Origin of the sequence: Nocardioides sp. NPDC051685 (assembly GCF_044453405.1) — a bacterium.
Taxonomy (GTDB): Bacteria; Actinomycetota; Actinomycetes; order Propionibacteriales; family Nocardioidaceae; genus Nocardioides.
In genome coordinates, this window is sequence record NZ_JBITCR010000012.1 from 94,550 (window position 1) to 120,106 (window position 25,557).

Sequence of the window (25,557 nt, forward strand, 5' to 3'; positions counted from 1 at the left end):
CCACCCCCCCCCCCCTGCTGTCCCGGGGGCCGGGGGGCGCCGGCGCCCGCCCAGCCCCCCCCCCCGGGGGGCGCCCGGCGCCCCCCGCCCCCCCCCCCCCCCGGGGGCCCCCCCCCCCCACAACTGCGTTGTCGACGACTGACCTCGGCTGGGTCCGGACCCGCGTCGAGGCGTCACTCCCGCAGGTCGAGACGTCACGTACGTCGGTCGAGACGTCACGTACGTCGGTCGAGACGTCAGGAGATGACGCTTCGGGCGACCGGAGCGACGCCTCGGCCGACGGGGGTGACGTCTCGGGCGACGGGGGTGACGCTTCGGCATTGCTTGGACGCCGACCTTCCATGTTCTTGGGCGACCCCGTAGAGTGACCGCTGTCACCACCTAAGCAAGCGCTTAGATTAGCCGAGCACACGAGGGATTGAGCATGTCGAGGTTCGAGGGACGTACGGCGATCATCACCGGGGCCAGCCGGGGCATCGGTCTGGGTATCGCCCAGCGGCTGGTGGACGAGGGGGCGAAGGTCGTCATCACGGCGCGCAAGCCCGAGGCGCTCGAGGAGGCGGTCGAGGGGCTCGGTGGCAAGGCGGTCGCCCTCGGCATCGCCGGGAAGGCCGACGACCCGGCCCACCAGGAGGAGGTCGTCAAGACCGCGATCGAGACGTTCGGCAGCGCCGACCTGCTGGTCAACAACGCCGGCATCAACCCCAAGGCGGGTGGCCTGATCGACATGGACCGCGAGTCGGCCCGCAAGACCGTCGAGGTCAACTGCCTCTCGCCGATCGGCTGGACCCAGCAGGTCTGGCGTCAGTGGATGTCCGAGCACGGCGGCGCGGTCGTCAACATCTCCTCTGTGGCCGGCCTCGCGCCGACGCCGCTGATCGCCACCTACGGCGCGAGCAAGGCGATGCTCAGCTACATCACCCAGGAGCTGTCGGTCGAGCTCGGCCCGAAGGTACGCGTCAACGCGATCCTCCCGGCGGTCGTGAAGACCAAGTTCGCCGAGCTCCTCTACGAGGGCCGCGAGCAGGAGGTCGCGTCGGCCTACCCGCTCAAGCGCCTCGGCGTCCCCGAGGACATCGCCGGCGTCGCCTCCTTCCTCCTCTCCGAGGACGCCGGCTGGATGACCGGCCAGCTCGTCATCGTCGACGGCGGCCTCACCCTCGCCGGCGGACGCGTCTGATGCCCATCGCTCCCGACAGCACCGCCGTCGTCACCGGTGCCGCGGGCGGGATCGGCCGTGCCCTGGCCGCCCGCCTCGTCGCCGAGGGCGTCAGGGTCGTGGTCAACGACATCGACGACGTACGCCTGGCCGAGACCGCCAAGGAGATCGGTGCCCATCCGGTGGCCGGTGACGCGGCCTCGGTCGAGGGCGTGGCCCGCCTTGTCGCGGCGGCGAAGGACCACCTCGGCCAGATCGACGCGTGGTTCGGAAATGCCGGCATCGACCGCGGCATCGGCCTGGACTGTCCCGAGGAGGACTGGCAGGCGTCGTACGAGGTCAACGTCATGGCCCATGTCAGGGCGGCAAGGCTCCTCGTCCCCGACTGGGTCGAGCGCAAGGCGGGCCGCTACGTGGTGACCGCGAGCGCGGCGGGGCTGCTGACGATGGTCGGTACGCCCACCTACTCGGTCACCAAGCATGCCGCGGTCGCGTTCGCGGAGTGGCTCTCGGTGACCTACCGGCACCAGGGGATCGTGGTCCAGGCGATCTGCCCCCAGGGGGTGCAGACCGGGATGCTCGAGCGGTCCGGACCGATGGCCGGGCTGCTCAGCCGCGACGGCGCGCTCACCCCCGAACAGGTCGCCGACGCCGCCTGGGCCGCGACGACCGACGACCGCTTCCTGGTGCTCCCGCACCCGGAGGTGGGCGACTACTACGCCGCGCGGGCGACACAGACCGACAAGTGGCTCGGCGGGATGAACCGACTCTGGCAGCACGTGGAGGGACAGGCATGAAGGCATGGCGGATCAACGAGCTCGGTGAGCCGAAGGACGTGATGAGGCTCGAGGAGGTGTCCGACCCGTCCCCCGGGGCCGGACAGCTCGTCGTGAAGGTGCTGGCCAGCCCGGCCAACTTCCCCGACGTCCTGATGGCGCGGGGTCTCTACCAGATCAAGCCCAAGCTGCCGTTCACCGCGGGCGTCGAGCTGTGCGGTGAGGTGGTCGAGCTCGGCGAGGGCGTGGATGCGTTCCAGGTCGGGGATCGCGTGATCGGCGGCGCCGCCCTGCCCTACGGCGGCTTCGGCGAGCTCGCGCTGATGGACGCCGCGACCACCTTCCCGGCGCCCGAGGCGCTCACCGACGCCGAGGCGTCGAGCCTCTACATCGGCTACCAGACCGGCTGGTTCGCGCTCCACCGCCGCGCTCGCATCCAGCCCGGCGAGACGCTGCTCGTGCACGCCGCCGCGGGCGGGGTCGGCAGCGCCGCGATCCAGCTCGGCAAGGCCGCCGGAGCGACCGTGATCGGTGTGGTCGGCGGGCCGGAGAAGGCCGCGGTCGCCAAGCAGCTCGGCGCGGACGTCGTGATCGACCGCCACGCCGAAGACTTCGTGAAGGTGGTCAAGGAGGTCACCGGCGGCAAGGGCGCCGACGTGATCTACGACCCGGTCGGCGGCGACACCTACGACCGCTCCACCAAGTGCATCGCGTTCGAGGGCCGGATCCTGATCATCGGCTTCGCCGGCGGCCGCATCCAGGAGGCCGCGCTCAACCACGCGCTGATCAAGAACTACTCGATCGTCGGGCTCCACTGGGGTCTCTACAACATGCTCGCCCCCGAGCTCGTCAAGGAGTGCCACGCCGAGCTCACCCGGATGGCGGCCGAAGGCTCGATCAAGCCGCTGGTCAGCGAGGAGCTGTCCCTGGAGCAGGTGGCCGACGGCGTCCAGCGTCTTGCCGACGGCACCACGGTCGGACGGGTCGTGTACGTCGCATGACCCAGCAGATCAAGGGCGTCCTGTTCGACTACGGCGGCGTGATGACCACGCCGGTCCGCGACTCGATCGCGGCCTGGATCCAGGCCGACGGCATCAAGCCGGAGAGCTTCACGACGGTGCTCAAGGAGTGGCTGGGCCGCTACGTCGACACCGGCACGCCGATCCACCGGCTCGAGCTCGGCGAGCTCCCGGTCGAGGCGTTCGACCGGCTTCTGGCCGAACGCCTGGAGACGTACGCCGGCACCCCGGTCGACCCGGAGGGAGTCCTGAAGCGGCTCTTCGCCGGCATGCGCCCGGACGCCGCGATGTGGGATCTCGCCCGCGACCTGCGCGACGCGGGCGTGCGGGTCGCGCTGCTGTCCAACAGCTGGGGCGACTTCTATGACCACGGCGCCATCGAGGAGGCGTTCGAGGTCGCGGTGATCTCCGAGGACGTACGCCTCCGCAAGCCCGACCCGGCGATCTTCCAGCTCGTCCTCGACAAGCTCGGCCTCGACGCGGTCGAGTGCGCGTTCGTCGACGACGCCGAGCCCAACATCATCGGCGCCAGGAACCTCGGGCTGGTCGCCGTGCTCCACGAGGACGCCGCGACCACCCGCGAGGCCCTCGCCCGACACGTCCCCGCACTCGGAGGTGCCTGATGACGGAACCCCTGCCCGGACTCGACCTGGATCGACTCGGCCCATGGCTCGCCGAGAACGTGGAGGGCGCCGGCGCCGAGCTGAGCGCGACCCACATCTCCGGCGGCAAGTCCAACCTGACGTACGCGGTCTCCGACGGCACCCACGAGTGGATCGTCCGGCGCCCGCCGCTCGGGCACGTGCTCGCCACCGCGCACGACATGAAGCGTGAGTTCACCGTGATCACCGCGCTGCGCGACACCGACGTGCCGGTGCCGCACACGTTCGCGTTCTGCGACGACGAGGAGGTGCTCGGGGCGCCGTTCTACGTGATGGAGAAGGTCGACGGCCGGCCCTACCGCTACGCCCGCGAGCTCGAGCCGCTCGGCGCGGACCGCACGAAGGCGATCTCCGAGCAGCTCATCGACGTGATGGCCGCGCTGCACGCGGTCGACCCGGCCGCGGTCGGGCTGAGCGAGTTCGGCCGCCCCGAGGGCTTCCTGTCGCGACAGGTCCGGCGCTGGAAGAAGCAGCTCGAGGCGTCGTACTCCCGCGACCTCCCCGCCGCCGACGAGCTCCACGCGCTGCTGGAGGAGCGGGTCGGTGCCGCCGAGGCGGCCTCGACCGGGCCGGGGATCGTGCACGGCGACTACCGGCTCGACAACGTGCTCACCGACAGCACCGACAAGATCCGCGCCGTCGTCGACTGGGAGATGGCCACGCTCGGTGACCCGGTCACCGACCTGGCGATCCTGCTCACCTACCAGCGGATGGCCTCGGTCTCCGGCGACGGCACCGTGACCGACGTGAGCAACGCCCCCGGCTGGCTCTCCGAGGACGAGATCATCGCCCGCTACGACGCGGCCAGCCCGCGTGACCTGAGCGAGTTCGGCTTCTACCTCGGGCTGGCCGCCTACAAGCTCGCCGCGATCCTCGAGGGGATCCACTACCGCTACCTCAAGGGCCAGACCGTCGGGCCCGGCTTCGACAAGATCGGGGACGGGATCCACCCGCTCCTGGACATGGGACTGTCTGCAATGAAGGAGAACTGACGCATGGACTTCGCACCCGACGCCAGGACCGAGGAGCTCGTCGCCTCGGTGTGGGACTTCCAGAAGACGTACGTCGAGCCGAACGAGGCCGTCTTCGACGAGCAGCTCGCGGCACTGCCGGACAAGTGGGCCTGGGACAGCGTTCCCGTCCTCGGCGAGATCCGCGCCGAGGCCCGCAAGCGCGGCCTGTGGAACCTCTTCCTGCCCGGTGAGGGTGGGGCCGGGCTGACCAACCTGCAGTACGCCCCGCTGGCCGAGATCACCGGCCGCAGCCACATCGCGCCGGCCGCGTTCAACTGCGCCGCGCCCGACACCGGCAACATGGAGGTGCTCCACGACTTCGGCAGCGAGGCGCAGCAGAAGGAGTGGCTGCAGCCGCTCCTGGACGGGCAGATCCGCAGCGCCTTCGCGATGACCGAGCCGGCCGTCGCCTCCTCGGACGCGACCAACATCGAGACCTCGATCGTGGCCGACGGCGACGAGTACGTCCTCAACGGTCGCAAGTGGTGGATCACCGGCGCGATGAACCCCAACGCCAAGATCTTCATCGTGATGGGCAAGACCGACCCGTCCGCCGAGCGCCACAAGCAGCAGTCGATGATCCTGGTGCCCCGCGACACCCCGGGCCTGACGATCAAGCGCGGCATGGAGGTCTTCGGCTACGACGACCACGACCACGGCGGCCACGCGGAGCTGATCTTCTCCGACGTACGTGTCCCGGCAGGCAATCTCATCGGCACAGAGGGCATGGGGTTCGCGATCGCGCAGGCCCGCCTGGGCCCCGGCCGCATCCACCACTGCATGCGCTCCATCGGTCTGGCCGAGCGGGCGATCGAGCTGATGTGTACCCGGGTCGAGGAGCGGGTCGCCTTCGGCAAGCCGCTCTCCGAGCAGGGCGTGATCCGCGACTGGATCGCCGAGTCGCGGGTGCGGATCGAGCAGCTGCGGCTCCTCGTCCTCAAGACCGCGTGGCTGATGGACACGGTCGGGAACAAGGGTGCCCACACCGAGATCCAGGCGATCAAGATCGCCACCCCGGCGACCGTCCAGTGGATCCTCGACAAGGCGATCCAGGCGCACGGCGCCGGCGGGCTCTCCCAGGACTTCCCGCTGGCCAAGGCGTACGCCGGCATCCGCACGCTCCGGTTCGCCGACGGCCCCGACGAGGTGCACAAGAACGCCCTCGCCAAGGCCGAGCTGCGGCGCCAGGCCGCGCGACGTGAGGGTCGACAGTGACTCCCGAGGAGCTGCGCGGGCGGGTCGAGGAGTTCCTCGCCGAGCATCCGGTCGCGACGACCGAGCCGAGCGCCTTCCTGCACGCGCGCTACCGGGCCGGCCTGGCGTGGGTCGCGTTCCCCGAGGGCGAGGGTGGGCTCGGGGTCTCCCGGGCGCTGCAGCCGCTGGTGAACGACCTCTTCGAGGCGGCCGGCGCTCCCGACAACAACCCGCGGCGCAACGGGATCGGGCTCGGCATGGCCGCGCCGACGATCCTGGCCTACGGGACCCCGGAGCAGAAGGCTCGGTTCCTGGAGCCGCTGTGGTGCGGCGACGAGATCTGGTGCCAGCTCTTCTCCGAGCCCGGCGCCGGCTCCGACCTGGCCGGGCTGGCGACCCGGGCGGTCCTCGACGGCGACGAGTGGGTCGTCAACGGGCAGAAGGTGTGGACCTCGGGCGCCCACAACGCCGACTTCGCGATCCTGGTCGCCCGCACCGACCCGGACGTCCCGAAGCACCGCGGTCTGACCTACTTCCTGTGCGACATGCACGACCCCGGCGTCGAGGTACGCCCGCTGCGCCAGATCACCGGCGAGGCGGAGTTCAACGAGGTCTTCCTGACCGATGTCCGCATCCCCGACGCCCACCGCCTCGGCGCGGTCGGGCAGGGCTGGGAGGTCGCCAACGCCACCCTCAACAACGAGCGTGTCGCCATCGGCGGCGCCGCCATGCCTCGCGAGGGCGGGATGCTCGGCGTGGTCACCGAGTCGTGGCGTACGCATCCGGAGAACCGCACGCCGGAGCTGCGTGACCGGCTGCTGAGGCTCTGGGTCGAGTCCGAGGTGGCCCGGCTGACCGGGGCGCGGTTGCGGCAGAAGCTGGCCGTCGGCCAGCCCGGCCCTGAGGGGTCGGCGATGAAGCTGACGTTCGCCACGATCAACCAGCGGCTCACCGGGCTCGATCTCGAGCTCCGCGGTGAGGAGGGGCTTCGCTACGAGGACGGTGACGGGTGGGCGATGGTCCGGCCCGAGCACGTCGACTTCGCCGGCCGCGACGCCGTCTACCGCTACCTGCGCGCCAAGGGCAACTCCATCGAGGGCGGCACCTCGGAGATCCTGCGCAACATCGTGGCCGAGCGCGTCCTCGGCCTCCCCGGGGAGCACCGGGTCGACAAGGACGTGGCCTGGAAGGCCATCCCCCGATGAATGGAGTCCGCGATGAGTGACGTCGAACTGCTCGACAACGAGCTCGATGCCGACCTGCGTGCCACGATCAGGTCGTTCCTGGCCGAGCGCTGCGACCCGGCCGACGTCGTCAAGGCGTACGACGGCGACAGCTCGCTCACCCCGGTCCTGTGGAAGGGGATCGCCGGCGAGCTCGGGCTCGCGGGGCTGCTGATCCCGGAGTCGTACGGTGGCGCCGGCGCGTCCGCCCGCGAGGCCGCGGTCGTCCTGGAGGAGCTGGGCCGCTCGGTCGCCCCGGTGCCCTTCCTGACCAGCGCGGTCGTCGCGACATCCGTGCTCCTGGCCGGTCCCACCGCGGCCGGGGCAGACCTGCTCGCCGGGTTGGCCTCGGGGGAGCGCACGGCGGCGCTGGTCGTGCCGCTGACCGCGACGACCGTCCAACCGCTGGAGCCCGTCGAGACCGAGGTCCGATCGGTCGCCGGCGCTCTCGAGGCCGACACGCTCCTGGTGCCAGTTGCGACGCCCGACGGCGTCGAGGTCCGAGCCGTCCCCGCGGACCAGGCGACGATCACCCCGGTGAGCTCGCTCGACATGACCCGACAGCTGGCGGACGTGACCCTCGACCCGGCAGCGGGCGAGGTGGTCGTGGCCGCGGAGCACGGCGCCGACGGCGTACGTTCCGGTCTGCTGGCCGGGGCCGCGCTGATGGCCTCGGAGCAGGTCGGGGTGGCGCAGTGGTGCCTGACCACGACGGTGGACTACCTCAAGGTGCGGCGTCAGTTCGGCCGGATCGTCGGTGGCTACCAGGCGCTCAAGCACCGCCTCGCCGACCTCTACACCAGCGTCGAGGGTGGCGGCGCGGCCGCGCGCTACGCCGCCGGAGCGCTGGCTCTCGGCGACCCCGAGGAGGCCGAGATCGCGACCCATGTCGCCGCGGCCTACTGCGGTGACCTCGCCGTCACCGCGGCCGAGGAGGCGGTGCAGCTGCACGGTGGCATCGGCATGACCTGGGAGCACCCCGCCCACCTCTACCTCAAGCGGGCCAAGGCCGACCAGATCGCGTACGGCCTCCCCGGCCTCCACCGCGACCGCCTCGGGTCCCTGGTCGACATCTGATGCCGAGGCGTCACTCCGGTCGGGGGGGGGGGGGCCCCCCCCCCCCCCCCGCCCCCGCGGGGGGGGGGGGGGGGGGGTGGGGGGGGGGGGGGGGGGGGGGGGCCGGGGCCCCGGGGGGGCGGGGGGGGGGGTGCCCCGGGGCGGGGGCCCTTTGTATTTTCCCGCGGGGGGGGGGGGGGGGGGGGGGGGCGGGCCCCCCCCCCCCCCCCCCCCCCCCCCGACGCGGCTGACGTCTCGGCTATTTCTCCAGGGCCATCAGGGCGAGGGCCAGGAGCAGACGGTCGCCGGGTTCGGAGATGCTCCTGCCGGTGAGGTCCTGGATCTGCTTGATGCGGTAGATGACCGTGTTGCGGTGGCAGATCAGGTCCTCGGCGGCGTGGGTGGGAGAGCCGCCGTGGGCGATGAGGGCGCGCAGCGTCGCCAGCAGCACGTCGGACTGGTGCGGCGGCTGGGCCAGGACCGGGCCGAGGGTGCGGCGGACGAGCAGCGAGGAGACCGCCGGGGAGGCGGTCAGGAGCACCTGCGGCAGGCGGTCGTCGACGACCGCGATGTCCGTACGTCCCCGGGGGATCGTCTCCACCGTGTGCGTGGCGAGCTGGAAGGCGGTGCCGAAGCCGCTGAGGTCGTCGGCGGTGGCGATCCCGACCCGGCCCGAGTTGCAGCAGGCGAGCTGCTCGACCAGGTCGGCGACGGCCTCCGCGACAGGGCGTGACCCCAGCGGGACCAGCCCGAAGTGGTGGTCGCCGCGGACGTGCCAGAACGACAACAGGTCGCAGCGTTCGAGCCGGTCGTCCGGGTTGCGCAGCGGTGAGTCGCGGTTGCCGTCGAAGGCGGCGATGACGCAGGCCATCTGCGAGTCGGCCGCGATCCCGAGGATCTCCTGCACCTCGGCGGCGAACGCGGGGTCGCCGCCACGGCCCTCCGCCAGCCCGTCCAGGAGCCGGCCCTGGAGCTGCAGGTCGCGGCGTTGCAGCAGCGCCGCCTCCTTCCGGTAGGCCGACGACATGACCGAGTTCTGCACGTCCAGGTCGGTCCACACCTGCCGCCCGGCGAGCACCATCACCCGGTCGTCGATCCCGAGCGCCTCCTGCTGGTGGACCATCGACTCCCACAGCATCCGGGTGCCGACGGTGTAGGCGTTGAGGCAGTACTCCAGAGGTACGCCCTGCCGCGCCCGCCGCCGGCCGGTCTCGCGCCACAGATCGACGGGATTGGCTCCCGGGGTGAGTCCGGCCATGGCGCGGATGCCGCGGCGTACGTGCTCCCGGGTGCTCGAACGCAGGTCTGCCCGGATCGACGGGTCAGCGCTCTCGTACCACTGCGGCTGGATCGCGATCAGGGTCAGCGTGATGTCGTCGGCGATCGCGTCGGCCTGGCTCACCAGGGAGGCCCAGGCACGCTCCACCAGGGGACGAAGGTCCGAGTCCGGAGATGTGTCGCTCGTCACACCCATGTGCGGAGCGTCCCATGCCTGCTACCGGGTCCGCAGCAAAGCCAGGAATCTCAGACGGAACGCCCGAAGGATTTTGGGCGCACTGCCCATATCCCCCGTTGTGCGGAGAGTCCAAAGTGAGAGCCGTCACAACGGGCCGAAGGGAGCACGATGCAGAATCCTGGCCAAGCCACGCCGCTGTTCGCCGTCGAAGGTGTCTCGGTGAGATTCGGAGGCGTGCGCGCCCTCGAGGACGTCTCCTTGGAGGTCGCACCCCACGAGGTGCTCGGCGTCATCGGCCCCAACGGTGCCGGCAAGACCACCCTGTTCAACGTCGTGTGCGGGTTCGTCAGTCCCGCCGAGGGCGAGCTCCGGCTGCGCGGCGAGACGATCCACGGCCTCCGCCCGCACCAGCTCGCCGGCCACGGCATCGCCCGAACCCTGCAGGGACTCGGGCTCTTCGAGCGGATGACGGTGCTCGACAACGTGATGGTCGGTGCCGACCGCCTCGCCCGTGCCGGCTTCGTGCGGAGCCTGCTCGGCCTCGGCCACCGCGACGACGCCCGGCTGGCCGCCAAGGCGCGCGAGGTCCTCGGCGAGCTCGGGATCGAGTCGTACGCCACCCGCTACCCGGGCAGCCTGCCCTATCCCATCAAGAAGTTGGTCGCGCTCGCCCGCGCCCTGGTCGCCGAGCCGGAGCTGCTGCTCCTCGACGAGCCCGCCAGCGGGTTGAGCGCCGAGGAGATGAGCGAGCTCGGCGAGATCATCACCGGCCTGACCGAGCGCACCGCGGTGATGCTCGTCGAGCACCACATGGACCTGGTGATGTCGGTCTGCCACCGGATCACCGTGCTCGACTTCGGCCGCGTCATCGCGGCCGGCGCACCTGACGAGATCCGCAACGACCCGGCCGTGCTCGCCGCGTACCTCGGCGACGAGATCGAGGAGGCGGTCTGATGTTCGCCGTCGAGGACCTGAGCGCTGCGTACGGACCCGTCAAGGCGCTGAACGGCGTCACCTTCACCGCGTCGAGAGGGCAGGTCACCGCGGTCCTGGGCGCCAACGGCGCCGGGAAGACGACGCTCCTGCGCACCGTCTCCGGGCTGGTGAGATCCACCCGGGGCACGGTCAAGCTGGACGGCAAGGACATCACCCGCACCGCGACCGAGAAGCTGACCTCGTACGGCCTCTCCCACGTCCCGGAGGGGCGCGGCGTCATCGCCGAGCTGACCGTCGTCGAGAACCTCCGCCTCGGCGGCCTGCACCGAGCGACCGGCTCCGAGCCGATGCCGATCGAGCGGATCTTCGAGCTCTTCCCGCGCCTGGGCGAGCGCCGCGACGCGACCGCCCATCAGCTCTCCGGCGGAGAGCGGCAGATGCTCGTCATCGGCCGCGCGCTGATGGCGCGGCCGACCGTGCTCCTGCTCGACGAGCCGTCGCTGGGGCTCGCGCCGCGGGTCGTGGCCCAGATCTTCGACCTGCTCCGCGGTCTGGTGCAGAGCGAGGAGCTGACGGTCGTCCTGGTCGAGCAGAACGCCCGCAGCGCCCTGTCCATCGCTGACCACGGCGTCGTGCTCAACCTCGGCAAGGTCGTCGCCTCGGCGCCGGCCGCCGAGCTGGCCGCCGACGAGCAGCTCCGCCACGCCTACCTCGGGTTCTAGGGAGGACGACACGATGCAGCAGTTTCTCGACACCACCCTCGGTGGCCTGGTCCTGGGCGCGGTCTACGCCGCGTTCGCACTGGCCCTGTGCCTGATCTGGCGCTCGACCCGGATCGTCAACTTCGCCCAGGCCGCGATGGCGATGGTGACCACCTACATCGCGTTGAGCCTGATCAACGCCGACGTGCCCTACTGGCTCGCCTTCCTGGCCGCGCTCGCCGCCGGGTTCGGGCTCGGTGCGGTGATCGAGCGGGTGATCATCCGTCCGGTCGAGGGCAAGGCCGAGCTCAACGCGGTGATCCTCACCCTCGGGCTCTTCATGGTGCTGCACGGGCTGACGGCGATCACGTTCGGCGTCCAGCACCGCGGCTTCCCGGCCCCGGTCAGCACCAACGCGATCTCGGTCGGGGACACCTCGATCGGCATCACGCCCTTCGGCATCCTGTCGATCGTCGTGGTTGCCCTCGTGATGGCGGGGCTCGTCGTCCTCTTCCGCTTCACCGACCTGGGACTGCGGATGCGGGCGGCGGCCTTCAACGGCGAGGTCTCCCGCCTCCTGGGCGTACGCGTCGGCCGCATGCTCACCCTCGGCTGGGCGCTCGCGGCCGCCGTGGGTGCGGTGGCCGGGATGCTCATCGCCGGCGGCGACCTGGTGAACCCGGGGTTCATGGACCCGTTCGTGATCTACGGCTTCATCGCCGCCGTCCTGGGCGGTCTCGACTCGCCGCTCGGATCGGTCATCGGCGGGCTGATCCTCGGGCTCTCGCTCTCCTACGTCACCGGCTACGTCGGCGAGCACCTGGCGCCGCTGGTCGCCCTGGGGATCTTGATGGTGGTGCTGCTGGTGCGTCCCAGCGGCCTCTTCGCGGCGGCTGCGGCCAGGAGGGTCTGACCCATGGAACGTCTGCGCTCTCTTCTCGGTCCGCTCGTCCGTCGGGTGGCCTCGGTGCCACTGGCCCGCCACCTCGTCGTCGCCCTCGTCGCCTTCGTGGTGGCGATGGCGGTCATCGGCTCCTCCAGCCAGTACCTGCAGACCCGCTACGCCGAGATGGCCTACTTCGCCATCGCCGCCGGCGGTCTCACGCTGCTGACCGGCCTCTCCGGTCAGCTCTCCCTGGGTCACGGTGCGCTGATGGCGGTGGGCGCCTATGCCGCCACCCTCGTGCTCGACCGCACCGGCGGCGAGACCCTGGCCGACGTCTTCGTCGCGCTGCTCGTCGCGATCGCCGTCTGCGCTCTGGTCGGGGTGGTGGTCGGCGTCCCGGCGGCGCGGCTGCACGGCCCCTACATCGCCGGTGCGACGCTGACGCTGGCGGTCGCGGTGCCCCGGCTGGCCAACCAGTGGGACGTCCTCGGCGGGGAGCAGGGCCTCCAGGTGCCGGTGCCCCGCGCGGCCGAGCTCCCGGCCTGGATCCAGGACCTGATCTGGTTCTTCACCGCCGTCGAGATCGACCAGTACTCCTTCCTCGCCTACCTCGGCTGGCTGCTCCTCGCCCTCACCTTCGTCGCGCTCGCCAACCTGAGCCGATCCCGGGTCGGTCGGCGCTGGCGAGCGGTCCGCGACGACGACGTCTCCGCCGAGCTCGCCGGCATCCACCTCGGCCGCGCCCGCGTGGTCGCCTTCACCGTCAGTGCCATGGCTGCCGGGCTCGCGGGTGGCCTGATGGCCATGAACGTACGTCTCACGGCGCCGGGTGCGTTCACGATCACGCTCTCGCTGACGCTGCTGGCCGCGGTCGTCCTGGGCGGGCTGGGCAGCCTGACCGGAGCGCTCATCGGGGCCGGCGTACTCGCCTTCCTTCCTCACTTCGCGACCGATCTCGGGGAGTCGGCCGGGCTCAGCGCGACCCAGGCCGCCGAGGTCACCCCGGTGGTCTACGGGCTGGTGTTGATGCTCGTCATCCTCCTGGCGCCGGCGGGGATCGTCGGCAGCCTGCGCTCGCTCCTGTCTCGCGCCTCTCGCACTTCAGCGCTCGCCTCAACTCTCGGGTCAACCAAGGAGAAGACAACATGAGAAACACTGCACGCAGAGCCGTACAGGTCGTCTGTGTCCTCACCACTGCCTCGCTCCTCGCGGCCTGTGGCGCGGGGAAGGAACGGCCCTCCGAGGACGGGTCGGCGGTCGGCGTCACCGACTCCACCATCAAGATCGGCGCCCACTTCCCGCTGACCGGCCCGGCCGCGCCCGGCTACTCGGAGATCCCGTCGGGCCATGAAGCCTTCTATGAGTACGTCAACGACGCCGGTGGCGTCCACGGACGCGACATCGAGATGGTCGTCAAGGACGACGCGTACAACCCGACCAACACCAGCGCCGTCACCAACGACATGATCCTGCAGGACGAGATCTTCGCGATGGTCTCCGGGCTCGGCACCCCGACGCACCGCGCGGTCGTGCAGCGGCTCAACGACGACGGCATCCCCGACCTGTTCGTCTCCAGCGGCTCGCTGCAGTGGGGCGACGACCCCGGGAAGAGCCCGATGACGTTCGGCTGGCAGCCGGACTACGAGATCGAGGGCAAGGTCATCGGCCAGTACGTCAAGGAGAACATGCCCGACGCCAAGGTCGGTCTCTTCCTGCAGGACGACGACTTCGGCGAGGACGGCGAGAAGGGCACCCGGGAGTTCCTCGACTCCCAGATCGTCGACGTGCAGAAGTACACGCCGGGCGGGTCGACCGACTTCTCCCCGCAGATGTCCTCGTTCAAGTCCAAGGGCGTCGACCTGGTGATCGGCTTCAACACGCCGTCCTACACCGCGCTGAGCCAGATCGCCGCGCAGGGCGTCGGCTTCAAGTCGAAGTGGTTCTACTCGAACGTCGGCTCCGACCCGGCGCTCGTCGGCGGGCTGCTGGCGTCGATGACCAAGGGGAAGATCCCGGCCGAGCAGGGCGTGAAGCTGATGGACGGGATGATGACGACCGAGTACCTCAGCGGCGTCGACGCTCCCGACGACGAGTGGGTCAAGCTGTGGCAGAAGGTCTGGGACGCCTACTCCAAGAAAGGCTCGGAGAAGCTGACCAACTACCGGATCTACGGCATGGCCCAGGCCTACACCCTCGTCCAGGCGCTGCAGGCCAACGGCAAGGACCTGACCCGGGAGTCGATCGTCGAAACCATCGAGAAGGAGGGTGGCTCCTTCGAAGGACCCGGCCTGGCGCCGTTCCGGTTCTCCGTGGACTCCCACCTCGGCATCTCCGGGATGAGCGTGGTCGAGATCAAGAACGGTGCCTCCGAGCCGCTCACGCCGGTGCTCGTCACCGACATCGGTGACGCGCCCATCGAGGAGGACGACAGCGCCGCCTCGGACGCTCCGCCCTCGTCCGGGCTGCCCGAATGAGGTGGGCGGCGTGATCGGTACTGATCAGTAGGTTGCCGCACGTTCACGGACCGGCCTCGGTTACAGTGATTAACCCTCACTAAAGCCACTGGAGGTGGTCGGTCCGTGAACGTACTCGCACCCGGCAGCGGGGTGGTTGTGACCGGAGCAGCCCGAGGGATCGGGAGGGCCATGGCCACACGGTTCGCAGCGGAGGGTTGTCGCGTCGTCGTGGCGGACATCGACGCCGCCGAGCTCAGCTCGGTGGCCGACTCGATCGGCGCCCTCGCGTTTCCCGGCGACGCCGCCTCGGCCGCAGGCGCCGCAGCGCTCGTGGACGCCGCCCGGGACGAGCTCGGCAAGATCGACGCCTGGTACGGCAACGCCGGAGTCGAGCGCGGCCGCGGCCTCGAGGCCTCCGACCACGCCTGGTTGACCTCGTACGAGGTCAACGTGCTCGCCCACGTACGCGCCGCCCGGCTGCTGCTGCCGGAGTGGGTCGCCCGCGGCGCCGGCCGGTTCGTGGTCACCTCCTCCTCCGCGGGTCTCCTCACCCTGCTCGGCTCGCCCTCCTACGCCGCGACCGAGCACGCCGAGATCGCCTTCGCCGAGTGGCTCGCCGCCACCTACCGGCACCAGGGCGTGGTCGCTCAGGCGATCGTCGCGCGCAGCGTGAAGACGGCGATGCTCGAGCGCTCCTCCGGTCTCCCGGGTTTCCGCTCGGCCGAGGGCGCGCTCACCGCCGAGGAGGTCGCCGACGCGGTCTGGGACGCCGGACAGAGCTCGCAGTTCTGGATCTCGCTCGAGCCCGATGTGGCCGAGGAGTACGCCACCCGGGCCTCGGACGTCGACGCCTGGATCGACGATGTGAACCGCGTTCGGCAGGAGCTCGACGGACCGGCCGAGTCGGCCTGACCATGTCGTCCAGGTGCTCGTCGAGGGGCGAACGAATTTCGTTCGCCTGGTGGCCGATGCTGCTGGGGCGTCTCCACTAGTCTCACCAATGTGGAACCTTTGGTCTCGACATGGCTCAGTGGGCTCGACGGCATCCCGACGCAGGCCCAGAACGTCAACCAGCAGCACTACGCGGCGAGCCTGATGAAGGTTCCGGTCGCGATCGCGGCCTATCGGCTGCGCGATCGCGGGCTGCTGTCGCTGGACGAGCCGATCGGGGTGCATCCCGACTTCGACTCCGCTGTCACCGGGGCGCGTTTCGAGATGTCGCGGGAGGAGGACCAGGATCCCGAGACCTGGGAGGCGATCGGCTCCGCGCTGCCGCTGGGTGATCTCGTACGCCGCTCCCTGACCGTCTCCGGCAACCTGGCCGTCAACCTGGTGCTCGAGCGGGTCGGGCTCGAGGAGGTCGCCGCTGTGCTCGCCGACGCGGGCGTGACGCCGATGACGACGGTCTCCCGCGGGATCGAGGACGCGCCCGCGCGCGAGGCCGGGCTGCAGAACCTGGTGACCGCCAACGACATGGGCAAGCTGCTCACCAAGCTCGCCTCCGGCCGGTTGCTGTCTCCCGAGTCGACCGCCGAGCTCGAGGGCATCCTGGTCGCCCAGGAGTATCGCGACGCGATCCCGCTCGGCGTGCCCGAGGACGCGGTGGTCGGCAACAAGACCGGCTGGGTCGACGGGGTCCGCCACGACATGGCGATCATCCGTCCCGCCGAGGGTGAGCCGCAGGTCATGGTCGTGCTCACGACCGGCCTGGACGACGACGAGTCGGAGTTCCGGATCAGCGAGGTCGCTCGCTATCTGTGGTCGACCCTGTGACCTCGCCCGCGATCGTCGCGGTGCGCACCCAGCGGGTCCGGGTGCCGCTGCACACCCCGTTCGTGACCGCGCTGCGGCGTACGGAGTTCGCGGAGACGGTCGTCGTCACCGTCGAGGACTCCGACGGGTGCGTCGGGTGGGGTGAGGCGCCGCAGGTCTGGAGGGTCACCGGCGACTCGCTCGCCGGTTCCGCCGCGGCGCTGGAGGGGCCGATCTCCGATGTGCTGATCGGCGCCGCCGCCGATCTGTCGTCGGCCGGCCTGATCCAGGGTGCGGTCGTGGGGAACCGGTCGGCCAAGATGGGTGCGGACATCGCGCTGCACGATCTCGTCGCGCGCCGGGCAGGCGTCTCGATGATCGAGCACCTGGAGTCCCATGCGTCACAGCGCTCAGGTGCAGGGATACCCGGTGAACCGGGTATCCCAACGACACTGCTCACCGACATCACCCTCTCCATCGGCACTCCCACCGACCTGGCAGAGGCGGCAGCGGCCCGAGCCCGAGACGGGTTCACGACGCTCAAGATCAAGGTCGGAACCGACGCGGCAGGTGATGCCGAGCGTGTGCTCGCGGTCCGCGAGGCGGCCCCGGGGTGCGTACTCCGGCTGGACGCCAACACCGGCTGGCGCGCGGACGAGGCGGTGGCGGTGCTGACGACCCTGGCCGACCAGGGCGTCGAGCTGGAGTTCGTCGAGCAGCCGGTGGCACGGCGTGACCTGGAGGCGATGGCGTACGTCCGTCGTCACCAGCCCTACCAGATCCTCGCCGACGAGTCGGTCTTCGACCTCGAGGACCTCGTCGACGTCATCCGTGCGGGCGCGGCGGACGCGGTCAACGTCAAGCTGGCCAAGTGCGGCGGGCTCACGCCCGCGATCGAGCTGCTCCAGGTCGCGACGAGCCACGGTCTCGGCCGTCTCGTCGGCTGCATGATGGAGTCCCATCTCGGCATCGGCGCCGCCGCGGCCCTGGTCGCCGCAACAGGGATCCCCGGCGAGCAGGATCTCGACGCGGGCTGGTGGGCGAGGACCAGCCCGTACGAAGGTGGCATCGGCTACGACGGCCCCCGCATCCTCTTCCCCCAGGCGAACGGCCTCGGCATCGAAGGAGTCCTCTCATGACCACCGTCAACCGGCCCACCTTCGTCGTCGCCGAGCCTGCCGCGGATGCCGAGCACGAGACAGAGGTCGTCCCGGGCGAGGAGGTCGTCGTCCTGGAGACGCAGGGGGAGTGGGCGTACGTCGTCGTCCCGTCCCACGCCTCCTCGAAGGACGAACGCGGCTATCCCGGGTGGCTGCCGGCGGACGCCCTCACCACCCCCGTGTCCACGCTGCTGACCAAGGCCCGGAGCTACCTGGGCGTGCCCTACGTCTGGGGCGGCACCACCGAGGCCGGCATCGACTGCTCGGGGCTGGTCTTCCGAGCCGCAGAGGCCATCGGCGTACGTCTCCCGCGGGACGCCCGCGACCAGGCCGCCGCGCTCGAGGCGATCCCCCTCGACGAGGTCCGGCCGGGCGACCTCTACTTCTTCGCCCAGGACCCCGGCGGACGGATCACCCATGTGGCCATCGCCACCGCCCCGCCCGAGCCCGACGGCACCCGCCCGATGATCCACGCCGACGGCGACACGATGGTCGTGGTCGAGGAATCCATGCCTCCCGGCAGGCTCTCCACCCTCGTCAGCGCCGCCCGTCTGTGACGGCTGCGTGACTTATCGGGCAGCGCCGGTGAATTCTCGCGCGCCAGAAGTGACAATTCGGCGTGGTGGGTTAACTTCGAACGTATGACTCGCACAGGGGCCCTGAGTCCAGAGAGCCGCGATCTCGCGATCGGCACGATGGTCGGTGCGGCGGGGGAGACCGAGCTCGACGTACTCGTCGTCGGCGGGGGTGTGACCGGCGCCGGGGTGGCGCTGGACGCCGTCACCAGAGGCCTGAGCACCGGGCTGGTGGAGCAGCGCGACCTGGCCTCGGGAACGAGCTCGCGTAGCTCGAAGCTCGTCCACGGCGGGCTCCGCTACCTCGAGATGCTCGACTTCGAGCTGGTCCGCGAGGCGCTCCAGGAGCGCGGCCTGCTGCTCAACACCCTGGCCCCGCACCTGGTCCGTCCGGTGCCGTTCCTCTACCCGCTGACCAACCCGGTATGGGAGCGCGCCTACATCGGCGCCGGCCTCGCGCTCTACGACGGGATGGCGAGCTTCGGCCCGCTCTCCGGGCTCGGCAACTCCGGTCTGCCGCGCCACCGCCACCTCACCCGCCGGGGCGTAGCCCGGATCGCCCCCGACTTCCGCACCGACGCGATCACAGGCGCGATCCAGTACTACGACGCCCAGGTCGATGACGCTCGCCTGGTCATGACGATCGCCCGCACCGCCGCCTCTCACGGCGCCCACATCGCGACCCGGGTCCAGGTGACCGGGTTCCTGCGCGAGGGCGAGCGGGTCGTCGGCGTCCGGGCCCGCGACCTCGAGCACGACCAGGACCTGGTCATCAGGGCCAAGACCGTCGTCAACGCCGCCGGGGTGTGGACCGACGAGATCCAGGCGATGGTCGGCGGCCGCGGCGCGCTGCACGTCAAGGCCTCCAAGGGCATCCACCTCGTCGTCCCGCGCGACCGGATCCGCTCAGAGTCGGGCTTCATCGTCCGCACCGAGAAATCGGTCCTCTTCGTCATCCCGTGGGGCCGCCACTGGATCATCGGCACCACCGACACCCCCTGGACCTACGACCTCGCCCACCCGGCGGCCTCCAAGACCGACATCGAGTACGTCCTAGAGCACGTCAACGCGATCCTGCGCGAGCCGCTCGACCTCGAGGACGTCGAGGGCGTCTACGCCGGGCTCCGCCCGCTCCTGACTGGCGAGTCCGACCAGACCGCCGGACTCAGCCGTGAGCACCTCGTGGTCACGCCGCTGCCGGGGCTGGTGCTGATCGCCGGCGGCAAGCTGACGACCTACCGGGTGATGGCGCGCGACGCGGTCGACGCCGCGGCCCACTCGCTCGGCACGACCACCAACATGACCCTGCGCGACTCGATCACCGACAAGGTCCGGCTGGTCGGCGCCGAGGGCTTCGAGACCCGCTCCAACCAGCGTGTCCTGCTCGCCCGTCGCTCCGGCCTTCACGTCGCTCGGATCGACCACCTCCTGGGCCGTCACGGCGGCCTGATCGACGACGTGCTCGACCTGATCCAAGAGCGACGCCCCCTCGCGCTGCCCCTCGAGGGCGCCGAGGACTATCTCGCCGCCGAGGTCGTCTACGCCGTCCACAACGAGGGCGCTCGCCACCTCGACGACGTGCTCGAGCGCCGCACCAGGATCTCGATGGAGACCTTCGACCGCGGCGTACGCGCTGCTCCGGGGGTCGCCAAGATCATGGCCGAGGAGCTCGGCTGGGACGACCGGCGCACCAAGGAGGAGATCGACCACTACCTGCGCCGCATCGAGGCCGAGCGCCGCTCCCAGCTCCAGGTCACCGACGAGGAGGCCGACCGCGCCCGGCTCGAGGTGGAGGATCTCGTCTGACGTCGAGAGTCGTGCCTACTGAAACAATCTACTGAAACACCGGTGTTGCAGTAGATCAGCTGAGGGACCACGACGCTCGCGGATCCTTCGGTCCCTGACCGTTCCACACGACCAGCCCATGCTTCCGCAGCGTCTGCAGATGCCGACCCGCCGTGGGGCGAGCGATGCCCGCGAGTTCGGCGACCTGACCAGTGCTCATCGGGCGGCCGGTCACTCTCAGGGTGTCCAAGACCGTCCGTGCCCCGCTCGGCAGAGTGGCGCGGAGATCGTCGGGGAGTGCGTCTGCCGAGGAGAGGGTCAGTCGTACGGATCCGCTCGTCTGTGAGTAGATCGGGTCGGTGAGTCCGAGGCGCCGCATCTCCTCGAAGATTCGCTTGATTCCTTCGCCCAGCTCTCGGGCGATTCCCAGGTCGGAACAGACCCGTACGATTCGAGGGTTGCGGGCATAGCGGCTGATCGAAAGCGGCTTGGTCGGGTTGGCAAGTCCGGGGAACCGGCCAGGGTTCTCGATCTCGATCCTGTTGGGGAAGACCTCGACGCGAATGTGGTCCCCGGCCATCGAGTACGACCGGTGGAGCACAGCGTTGACCAGCCCCTCCAGCCAGACGTCGCGTGGAATGATCGGCCGCGGCTCGAATCGGCCACTCGGGGCAAGAGCCTGCACCTTTGGCACCCACTCCGTGATCACGGCAGCGGCCTTGGTGATCTGCTCGGGGATCGACCCTTCGAGGCGTACGTCGCCGTCGTCGTAGAGAGACATGCGGGCACCGGTTCCACGGTCCTTGTCTGCGTAGCGCAACACTCGGATCACGGCGCTGGGAAACAGCGACTGCGGCCGCTCGGCGAACAGCAGCCAGGCAGCCACCGTGAGGCGTCCGTCGCGGGTGAGCAGGTCACGCGCGGCGAGCATTCCTTCGGGAGTCTGCGCACCGATCGCATGTTGGTAGGAGACAACCTGCTCTCGGTCGAGGTCGGTAACTCCGGCATCGACGATGGTGCCGTCGAAGGGGGCGCTGCCTCGGTCGTACTCCAACTCACGACGTTGTGCGTATCCGAGCCGACGGGACTCGTCGCCGACCCTGAGGAAGACGTCGCCTTTGGTGGTCTCGTGAACCTGCTCGCCGGGCGCCACGCGAACGACGAGCAAGATGGTTCCGTCATGAGTGGAGAGCTCGGTGGTGGAGCAGCGAACGACGGGTACGGTGAAGTCGTGCGCCGCTTGGCGAAGGGCATTGATCCGCTCTTCGCCCCCGCCATCTGCAGCGCCGTCATGAATCCCGACGACGACGTACCCGCCTTCGGCGTTGGCCATCGCTACGAGCGGGATAGCGAGATCCTTGGCGCTGATCCGCCCGGACTTGCGCTCGAACCATTGGCTCTCACGCAGCTGAACCAGATGCTCGAGCGCCTCATCCGCGGGCAGTGCCAGGATGCGATCTACCTCTGCAGGCGACATGAATCTACTGTAACAATGTTTCAGTAGATTCGAGCGGCTGCGAATTGCCATGGCGCGCCGCAGAGCCACGTAGCACCCTGGCGACATGTTCCTCGTCAACGATCCCCCCGAGCCGCTGGCGACCGAGGATTTCGTGCTCGCACCCCTACGGCCCGAGCTGCTCGACCTGGACACCGAGGCCTACCTGGCCAGCCCGGACGTGATCCGCGACCACAGCTGCGGCAGGTGGCCGCTGGAGGGCTTCGGCAGCGACGACAACCTGCCGCTGGTGATCCGGCACTGGTCCGACCATCAGGCGAAACGCGCCTTCACCTATCTCTTCCTCGACCCCGAGGGCACCTCCTCGCTCGGCTGCCTCTACGTCCAGCCCCTGTTCCCCTACCTGGAGGCGATGGGCGCCGACGCCCAGACCCTGCTCCGGTACGCAGGTGGCTCCACCGCCCGGGTGAGCTACTGGCTCCGCCAGGACCGTGAACCCGGGTTCGGCGCGGCGGTCGCCGAGCGGCTCGATGAGTGGCTGCGTACGAAATGGCCGTTGGACGCCTATCTCTACCGAGCCACGCCCGCGGAGGAGTGCACCGTCCATGCCCTCGACCGACTCCCTCTCGACCGTGTCGTGATCGACCTTCCGGCGGAGCAGCACAGCTATCTGTGGTGGGCTGCCGACGTTCGTATCGTGAGTTAGTGGGACGCGTGTCTGGCTTCCGAGACGCCGGTCACATACTCTCGGTACATGAGCGCATCGAACCCCACCTCTTCCGGCGGCCCGATCGTCGAGGGCCCGCTCGATCCCGAGCACGACGCCGCGGCGTCCCTGGCCCTCGAGCCTGACTACGTCGCCCGCCTGACCGGCCGCATCGTGGCGACGACGGGGGAGAGCCGAGAGGTCATCAGTCCGCTCGACGGGGCGCCGCTGGCGCACATCCCGCAGTCGAGCGATGACGATGTCGCCGGGGCCTTCGCGAAGGCCCGGGTGGCGCAGGAGAAGTGGGCGGCGACGCCGGTCGCCGAGCGCGAGCGCATCCTGATCAAGCTGCACGACCTCGTCCTCGACCGGCAGGAGGAGATCCTCGACCTGATCGTGCTGGAGTCGGGCAAGGCCCGCAAGCACGCGTTCGACGAGCCGCTGCACATCGCCCTGACCGCCCGCTATTACGGGCGAAGGAGCAGCAAGATCCTCGACACCGAGCGCAAGCTCGGCGTCATCCCGGTGCTGACCCGAGTCGAGCTCAACCACGTGCCCAAGGGCGTCGTCGGCATCATCAGCCCGTGGAACTACCCGTTCACGATGGCGCTGTGCGACGGCCTGGCCGCGATCGCCGCCGGCAATGCGGTGGTCATCAAGCCCGACTCGCAGACCATGCTCAGCGCGCTCCTTGGCGCCGAGCTGCTCGCGGAGGCCGGACTCCCGGAGAACCTGTGGACCGTCGTCGCCGGCCCGGGCTCGAAGATCGGCACCAGCATCATCCAGCGCGCCGACTACGTCTGCTTCACCGGCTCGACCAACACCGGCAAGCTCGTCGCCAAGCAGGCCGCGGAGCGGCTGATCGGCGCCAGCCTCGAGCTCGGTGGCAAGAACCCGATGCTGGTCCTCGAGGACGCCGACATCGAGAAGGCGGCCGAGGGCGCGACCCGTGCGGTCTTCTCCAACTCCGGCCAGCTGTGCGTGAGCGTCGAGCGGCTCTTCGTCGACGACAAGGTCTACGACCGGTTCGTCGAGCGCTTCGTCGCCCGCACCCAGGCGATGACTCTCGGTGCCACCCTCGGGTGGGAGAACGACATGGGCCCCCTGATCTCGCAGGCCCAGGTCGACACCGCGACCGCCCACGTCGAGGACGCGGTGGCGAAGGGAGCAAGGGTGCTCGCCGGCGGCAAGGCCCGTCCCGACCTGGCGCCGTTCTTCTTCGAGCCGACCATCCTCGAGGGCGTCACCCCGGAGATGACCTGCTTCGGCAACGAGACCTTCGGTCCGGTCGTCTCGATCTACCGCTTCCACAGCGAGGAGGAGGCGATCCAGCGCGCCAACGACGGCGAGTACGGCCTCAACGGCTCGATCTACAGCCGCGACACCGCCCGCGCCCGCCGCATCGCCCGCCAGATCAAGTGCGGCACGATCAACATCAACGAGGCCTTCGGTGCGACCTTCGCGAGCATCGACGCCCCGATGGGCGGCATGCGCGAGTCCGGCCAGGGCCGTCGCCAGGGTGTCGAGGGCATCCTGCGCTACACCGAGACCCAGTCGGTCGCCTCGCAGGCCGTGCTGCGCTTCGCCCCGCAGTTCGGGATGAGCGACCAGGCGTACGCCAAGTTCATGACCGCCTCGCTGCGGGTGCTGAAGTCGCTGGGCCGCGCATGACCCACTACGACGTCCTCGTCATAGGGTCGGGTTTCGGAGGATCGGTCAGCGCGTTGCGCCTGACCGAGAAGGGCTACAAGGTCGGGGTGGTCGAGGCGGGTCGCCGGTTCGCCGACGACGAGCTGCCCAACACCTCCTTCGACCTGCGCAAGTACCTCTGGGCGCCGGCGATCGGCTGCTACGGCATCCAGCGCATCGACATGGTCAAGGACGCCGTGATCATGGCCGGCGCCGGAGTCGGCGGCGGCTCGCTGGTCTACGCCAACACCCTCTACGAGCCGCTCGACCCGTTCTACGAGGACCCTTCCTGGAGCCACATCACCGACTGGAAGGACGAGCTCGCTCCCTTCTACGAGCAGGCCAAGCGCATGCTCGGCGTCAACCTCTACCCCAACATGACCCCGGCCGACGAGGTCATGCAGAAGGTCGCGGCCGAGTCCGGTCGCGGTGACACCTTCCACAAGGCGCCGGTCGGCGTCTTCTTCGGAGGGCCGGGCCAGGTGCCCGGGCAGGAGGTCGCGGACCCCTACTTCGGTGGCGAGGGTCCCGACCGGCGTACGTGCATCGACTGCGGCGAGTGCATGACCGGCTGCCGCCACAACGCGAAGAACACCCTGGTCAAGAACTACCTCTACCTGGCCGAGAAGAACGGCGCCGAGGTGCACCCGCTGACCACGGTGACCCGCGTCTACCCGGCCAAGACCGGCACCGGGTACGTCATCGAGACCCGCTCCACGAAGGCCAAGCTGGGCCTGGGCCGGACCCTGAGGTTCACCGCCGACCAGGTGATCTTCTCGGCGGCCTCGCTCGGCACCCAGAAGCTGCTCCACAAGCTCAAGCGCACCGGAGACCTGTCGCAGATCTCCGACCGTCTCGGTGAGCTGACCCGGACGAACTCCGAGTCGATCCTCGGTGCCATCGCCCCGGACACGGCGATCGACTACACCGAGGGCGTGGCGATCACCTCCTCGTGGCACCCCGACGAGCACACCCACATCGAGCCGGTCCGCTACGGGCACGGCAGCAACGCGATCGCGGCGATGCAGACGGTGCTCACCGAAGGTGGTCCCCGGCGGCTGCGCCGGTGGCTCAAGGAGATGTGGCTGCAGCGGCGCTCGCTGCGTACGTTCTACGACTTCAAGCACTGGTCCGAGCGCACCGTCATCGCGCTGGTCATGCAGGCGCTCGACAACTCGATCACGACCTTCCCGAAGCGGACGATCTTCGGGTGGCGGATGTCGTCGAAGCAGGGCCACGGCAAGCCCAACCCCACCTGGATCCCGGCCGGTCTGGACGCGGTGCGGAAGATGGCCGGGGTGATGAGCTCGGGCGACAAGCCGGGCTATGCCGGCGGCACGATCGGGGAGCCGTTCAACAAGCCGATGACGGCCCACTTCATCGGCGGCTGCACGATCGGCGACTCGGTGGAGACCGGGGTGATCGACCCCTACCAGCGGCTCTACGGCTATGCGGGGCTGCACGTCGTCGACGGCTCCGCCATCTCCGCCAACCTGGGCGTGAACCCGTCCCTGACGATCACCGCGCAGGCCGAGCGGGCGATGGCGTTCTGGCCCAACAAGGACCAGGCCGACCCGCGCCCGGAGCTGGGCGCCGGCTATGCGCGGATCCAGCCGGTCCGGCCGGCCTCGCCCGCGGTGCCGGCAACCGCGCCGGCTGCCCTGCAGCTGCCCATCGTTGACGTCCGGTGACCAACCTGTTGTGTTGGTGACGCGAACTTCGCCGGAAGTTTCTGGCAGGAAGTTTTTGGTTGACCCGTAACTGTGGTTAAGAGGGGTCGTTGGAGTGATCAGACCCGGGATTGCTCCCTCCCTAATACATGCCGGGTCTTTCGTCCGGGACAGTTCTGCCTCGGGCAATCAGGGCCCGGCCACCTCCCTCCCCGGCCGGGCCCTGG

The 25,557-nt window shown here is 70.0% G+C and carries 23 protein-coding genes; 21 read left to right on the forward strand and 2 right to left on the reverse strand.

The genetic code is table 11. The features are described from left to right. The first annotated feature begins 424 nt into the window (after positions 1–424). The 8 genes from ACIA03_RS25675 to ACIA03_RS25710 are packed head-to-tail and all read left to right on the forward strand — an operon-like array spanning position 425 to position 8,123. Entirely contained in the window at positions 425–1,180 is a 756-nt protein-coding gene (locus ACIA03_RS25675; RefSeq protein WP_396987851.1) for an SDR family oxidoreductase, read from the forward strand. Beyond that, a complete protein-coding gene (locus tag ACIA03_RS25680; RefSeq protein WP_396987853.1) occupies positions 1,180–1,956 on the forward strand; it encodes an SDR family oxidoreductase in 777 nt (258 codons plus the stop codon). Before ACIA03_RS25675 ends, ACIA03_RS25680 begins: the two co-directional genes overlap by 1 nt. Continuing rightward, positions 1,953–2,936, forward strand: coding sequence for an NADPH:quinone oxidoreductase family protein (locus ACIA03_RS25685; RefSeq protein WP_396987855.1), 984 nt, complete (start codon positions 1,953–1,955; stop codon positions 2,934–2,936). The genes ACIA03_RS25680 and ACIA03_RS25685 overlap by 4 nt, the downstream gene beginning before the upstream one ends. Next, a complete protein-coding gene (locus ACIA03_RS25690; RefSeq protein ID WP_396987857.1) occupies positions 2,933–3,577 on the forward strand; it encodes an HAD family hydrolase in 645 nt (214 codons plus the stop codon). The genes ACIA03_RS25685 and ACIA03_RS25690 overlap by 4 nt, the downstream gene beginning before the upstream one ends. After that, positions 3,577–4,608, forward strand: a complete 1,032-nt coding sequence (locus ACIA03_RS25695; protein WP_396987859.1) for a phosphotransferase family protein — start codon at positions 3,577–3,579, stop codon at positions 4,606–4,608. The genes ACIA03_RS25690 and ACIA03_RS25695 overlap by 1 nt, the downstream gene beginning before the upstream one ends. Positions 4,609–4,611: 3 nt before the next feature. Next, positions 4,612–5,844 (forward strand): acyl-CoA dehydrogenase family protein, encoded by a 1,233-nt coding sequence (locus ACIA03_RS25700; RefSeq protein ID WP_396987861.1) that lies wholly within the window; start codon positions 4,612–4,614, stop codon positions 5,842–5,844. Further along, complete coding sequence (locus tag ACIA03_RS25705) at positions 5,841–7,028, forward strand: acyl-CoA dehydrogenase family protein (protein WP_396987863.1); 1,188 nt, start codon at positions 5,841–5,843, stop codon at positions 7,026–7,028. The genes ACIA03_RS25700 and ACIA03_RS25705 overlap by 4 nt, the downstream gene beginning before the upstream one ends. Before the next feature lie 12 nt (positions 7,029–7,040). Next, positions 7,041–8,123 (forward strand): acyl-CoA dehydrogenase family protein, encoded by a 1,083-nt coding sequence (locus tag ACIA03_RS25710; RefSeq protein ID WP_396987865.1) that lies wholly within the window; start codon positions 7,041–7,043, stop codon positions 8,121–8,123. Positions 8,124–8,361: 238 nt separating this feature from the next. Here ACIA03_RS25710 and ACIA03_RS25715 read toward each other — a convergent pair whose 3' ends face one another. Beyond that, on the reverse strand, positions 8,362–9,576 hold the full coding sequence (locus tag ACIA03_RS25715; protein WP_396987867.1) for a PucR family transcriptional regulator: 1,215 nt from the start codon (positions 9,574–9,576) through the stop codon (positions 8,362–8,364). 201 nt (positions 9,577–9,777) lie between these two features. On the opposite strand from ACIA03_RS25715, the gene ACIA03_RS25720 reads away from it, so the two are divergent. The 10 genes from ACIA03_RS25720 (at position 9,778) to ACIA03_RS25765 (ending at position 19,830) form a co-directional block, all read left to right on the forward strand. Continuing rightward, positions 9,778–10,512: an ABC transporter ATP-binding protein gene (locus ACIA03_RS25720; protein ID WP_396987869.1), complete on the forward strand. Its 735-nt coding sequence runs from the start codon at positions 9,778–9,780 to the stop codon at positions 10,510–10,512. Beyond that, positions 10,512–11,216, forward strand: coding sequence for an ABC transporter ATP-binding protein (locus tag ACIA03_RS25725; protein WP_396987872.1), 705 nt, complete (start codon positions 10,512–10,514; stop codon positions 11,214–11,216). Before ACIA03_RS25720 ends, ACIA03_RS25725 begins: the two co-directional genes overlap by 1 nt. Positions 11,217–11,229: 13 nt before the next feature. Then, positions 11,230–12,108 carry a branched-chain amino acid ABC transporter permease gene (locus ACIA03_RS25730; RefSeq protein ID WP_396987874.1) on the forward strand — a complete coding sequence of 293 codons (879 nt, stop codon included), beginning with the start codon at positions 11,230–11,232 and terminating at the stop codon, positions 12,106–12,108. A gap of 3 nt (positions 12,109–12,111) precedes the next feature. After that, positions 12,112–13,230, forward strand: coding sequence for a branched-chain amino acid ABC transporter permease (locus tag ACIA03_RS25735; protein WP_396987876.1), 1,119 nt, complete (start codon positions 12,112–12,114; stop codon positions 13,228–13,230). Then, a complete protein-coding gene (locus ACIA03_RS25740) occupies positions 13,227–14,555 on the forward strand; it encodes an ABC transporter substrate-binding protein (protein WP_396987878.1) in 1,329 nt (442 codons plus the stop codon). Before ACIA03_RS25735 ends, ACIA03_RS25740 begins: the two co-directional genes overlap by 4 nt. A 138-nt stretch (positions 14,556–14,693) precedes the next feature. Next, entirely contained in the window at positions 14,694–15,449 is a 756-nt protein-coding gene (locus ACIA03_RS25745; protein WP_396987951.1) for an SDR family oxidoreductase, read from the forward strand. A gap of 90 nt (positions 15,450–15,539) precedes the next feature. Next, positions 15,540–16,310: a serine hydrolase gene (locus ACIA03_RS25750; RefSeq protein ID WP_396987880.1), complete on the forward strand. Its 771-nt coding sequence runs from the start codon at positions 15,540–15,542 to the stop codon at positions 16,308–16,310. Beyond that, the gene (locus ACIA03_RS25755; RefSeq protein WP_396987882.1) at positions 16,307–17,428 is read left to right on the forward strand and encodes a dipeptide epimerase; all 1,122 of its coding nucleotides are present in this window, start codon (positions 16,307–16,309) and stop codon (positions 17,426–17,428) included. Before ACIA03_RS25750 ends, ACIA03_RS25755 begins: the two co-directional genes overlap by 4 nt. Beyond that, on the forward strand, positions 17,425–18,006 hold the full coding sequence (locus ACIA03_RS25760) for a C40 family peptidase (RefSeq protein ID WP_396987884.1): 582 nt from the start codon (positions 17,425–17,427) through the stop codon (positions 18,004–18,006). The genes ACIA03_RS25755 and ACIA03_RS25760 overlap by 4 nt, the downstream gene beginning before the upstream one ends. A gap of 84 nt (positions 18,007–18,090) precedes the next feature. After that, positions 18,091–19,830 (forward strand): glycerol-3-phosphate dehydrogenase/oxidase, encoded by a 1,740-nt coding sequence (locus tag ACIA03_RS25765; RefSeq protein WP_396987885.1) that lies wholly within the window; start codon positions 18,091–18,093, stop codon positions 19,828–19,830. Positions 19,831–19,885: 55 nt separating this feature from the next. Here ACIA03_RS25765 and ACIA03_RS25770 read toward each other — a convergent pair whose 3' ends face one another. Continuing rightward, complete coding sequence (locus ACIA03_RS25770) at positions 19,886–21,355, reverse strand: ATP-binding protein (RefSeq protein ID WP_396987887.1); 1,470 nt, start codon at positions 21,353–21,355, stop codon at positions 19,886–19,888. Positions 21,356–21,371: 16 nt separating this feature from the next. On the opposite strand from ACIA03_RS25770, the gene ACIA03_RS25775 reads away from it, so the two are divergent. Genes ACIA03_RS25775 through ACIA03_RS25785 form a run of 3 tightly spaced genes read left to right on the forward strand, consistent with a single transcriptional unit; the run spans position 21,372 to position 25,351 of the window. Then, a complete protein-coding gene (locus ACIA03_RS25775; RefSeq protein ID WP_396987888.1) occupies positions 21,372–21,971 on the forward strand; it encodes a hypothetical protein in 600 nt (199 codons plus the stop codon). A 48-nt stretch (positions 21,972–22,019) separates the two neighbouring features. Further along, a complete protein-coding gene (locus ACIA03_RS25780; RefSeq protein ID WP_396987890.1) occupies positions 22,020–23,642 on the forward strand; it encodes a succinic semialdehyde dehydrogenase in 1,623 nt (540 codons plus the stop codon). Further along, the gene (locus tag ACIA03_RS25785; RefSeq protein WP_396987892.1) at positions 23,639–25,351 is read left to right on the forward strand and encodes a GMC oxidoreductase; all 1,713 of its coding nucleotides are present in this window, start codon (positions 23,639–23,641) and stop codon (positions 25,349–25,351) included. The genes ACIA03_RS25780 and ACIA03_RS25785 overlap by 4 nt, the downstream gene beginning before the upstream one ends. Positions 25,352–25,557: the final 206 nt, after the last annotated feature.

Excerpts from the sequence above, each read along its gene's own strand:
- ACIA03_RS25675 (WP_396987851.1), top strand. The coding sequence starts at position 425 with ATGTCGAGGTTCGAGGGACGTACGGCGATCATCACCGGGGCCAGCCGG.
- ACIA03_RS25680 (WP_396987853.1), top strand. The coding sequence starts at position 1,180 with ATGCCCATCGCTCCCGACAGCACCGCCGTCGTCACCGGTGCCGCGGGC.
- ACIA03_RS25685 (WP_396987855.1), top strand. The coding sequence starts at position 1,953 with ATGAAGGCATGGCGGATCAACGAGCTCGGTGAGCCGAAGGACGTGATG.
- ACIA03_RS25690 (WP_396987857.1), top strand. The coding sequence starts at position 2,933 with ATGACCCAGCAGATCAAGGGCGTCCTGTTCGACTACGGCGGCGTGATG.
- ACIA03_RS25695 (WP_396987859.1), top strand. The coding sequence starts at position 3,577 with ATGACGGAACCCCTGCCCGGACTCGACCTGGATCGACTCGGCCCATGG.
- ACIA03_RS25700 (WP_396987861.1), top strand. The coding sequence starts at position 4,612 with ATGGACTTCGCACCCGACGCCAGGACCGAGGAGCTCGTCGCCTCGGTG.
- ACIA03_RS25710 (WP_396987865.1), top strand. The coding sequence starts at position 7,041 with ATGAGTGACGTCGAACTGCTCGACAACGAGCTCGATGCCGACCTGCGT.
- ACIA03_RS25715 (WP_396987867.1), bottom strand. The coding sequence starts at position 9,576 with ATGGGTGTGACGAGCGACACATCTCCGGACTCGGACCTTCGTCCCCTG.
- ACIA03_RS25725 (WP_396987872.1), top strand. The coding sequence starts at position 10,512 with ATGTTCGCCGTCGAGGACCTGAGCGCTGCGTACGGACCCGTCAAGGCG.
- ACIA03_RS25730 (WP_396987874.1), top strand. The coding sequence starts at position 11,230 with ATGCAGCAGTTTCTCGACACCACCCTCGGTGGCCTGGTCCTGGGCGCG.
- ACIA03_RS25735 (WP_396987876.1), top strand. The coding sequence starts at position 12,112 with ATGGAACGTCTGCGCTCTCTTCTCGGTCCGCTCGTCCGTCGGGTGGCC.
- ACIA03_RS25740 (WP_396987878.1), top strand. The coding sequence starts at position 13,227 with ATGAGAAACACTGCACGCAGAGCCGTACAGGTCGTCTGTGTCCTCACC.
- ACIA03_RS25760 (WP_396987884.1), top strand. The coding sequence starts at position 17,425 with ATGACCACCGTCAACCGGCCCACCTTCGTCGTCGCCGAGCCTGCCGCG.
- ACIA03_RS25765 (WP_396987885.1), top strand. The coding sequence starts at position 18,091 with ATGACTCGCACAGGGGCCCTGAGTCCAGAGAGCCGCGATCTCGCGATC.
- ACIA03_RS25775 (WP_396987888.1), top strand. The coding sequence starts at position 21,372 with ATGTTCCTCGTCAACGATCCCCCCGAGCCGCTGGCGACCGAGGATTTC.
- ACIA03_RS25780 (WP_396987890.1), top strand. The coding sequence starts at position 22,020 with ATGAGCGCATCGAACCCCACCTCTTCCGGCGGCCCGATCGTCGAGGGC.
- ACIA03_RS25785 (WP_396987892.1), top strand. The coding sequence starts at position 23,639 with ATGACCCACTACGACGTCCTCGTCATAGGGTCGGGTTTCGGAGGATCG.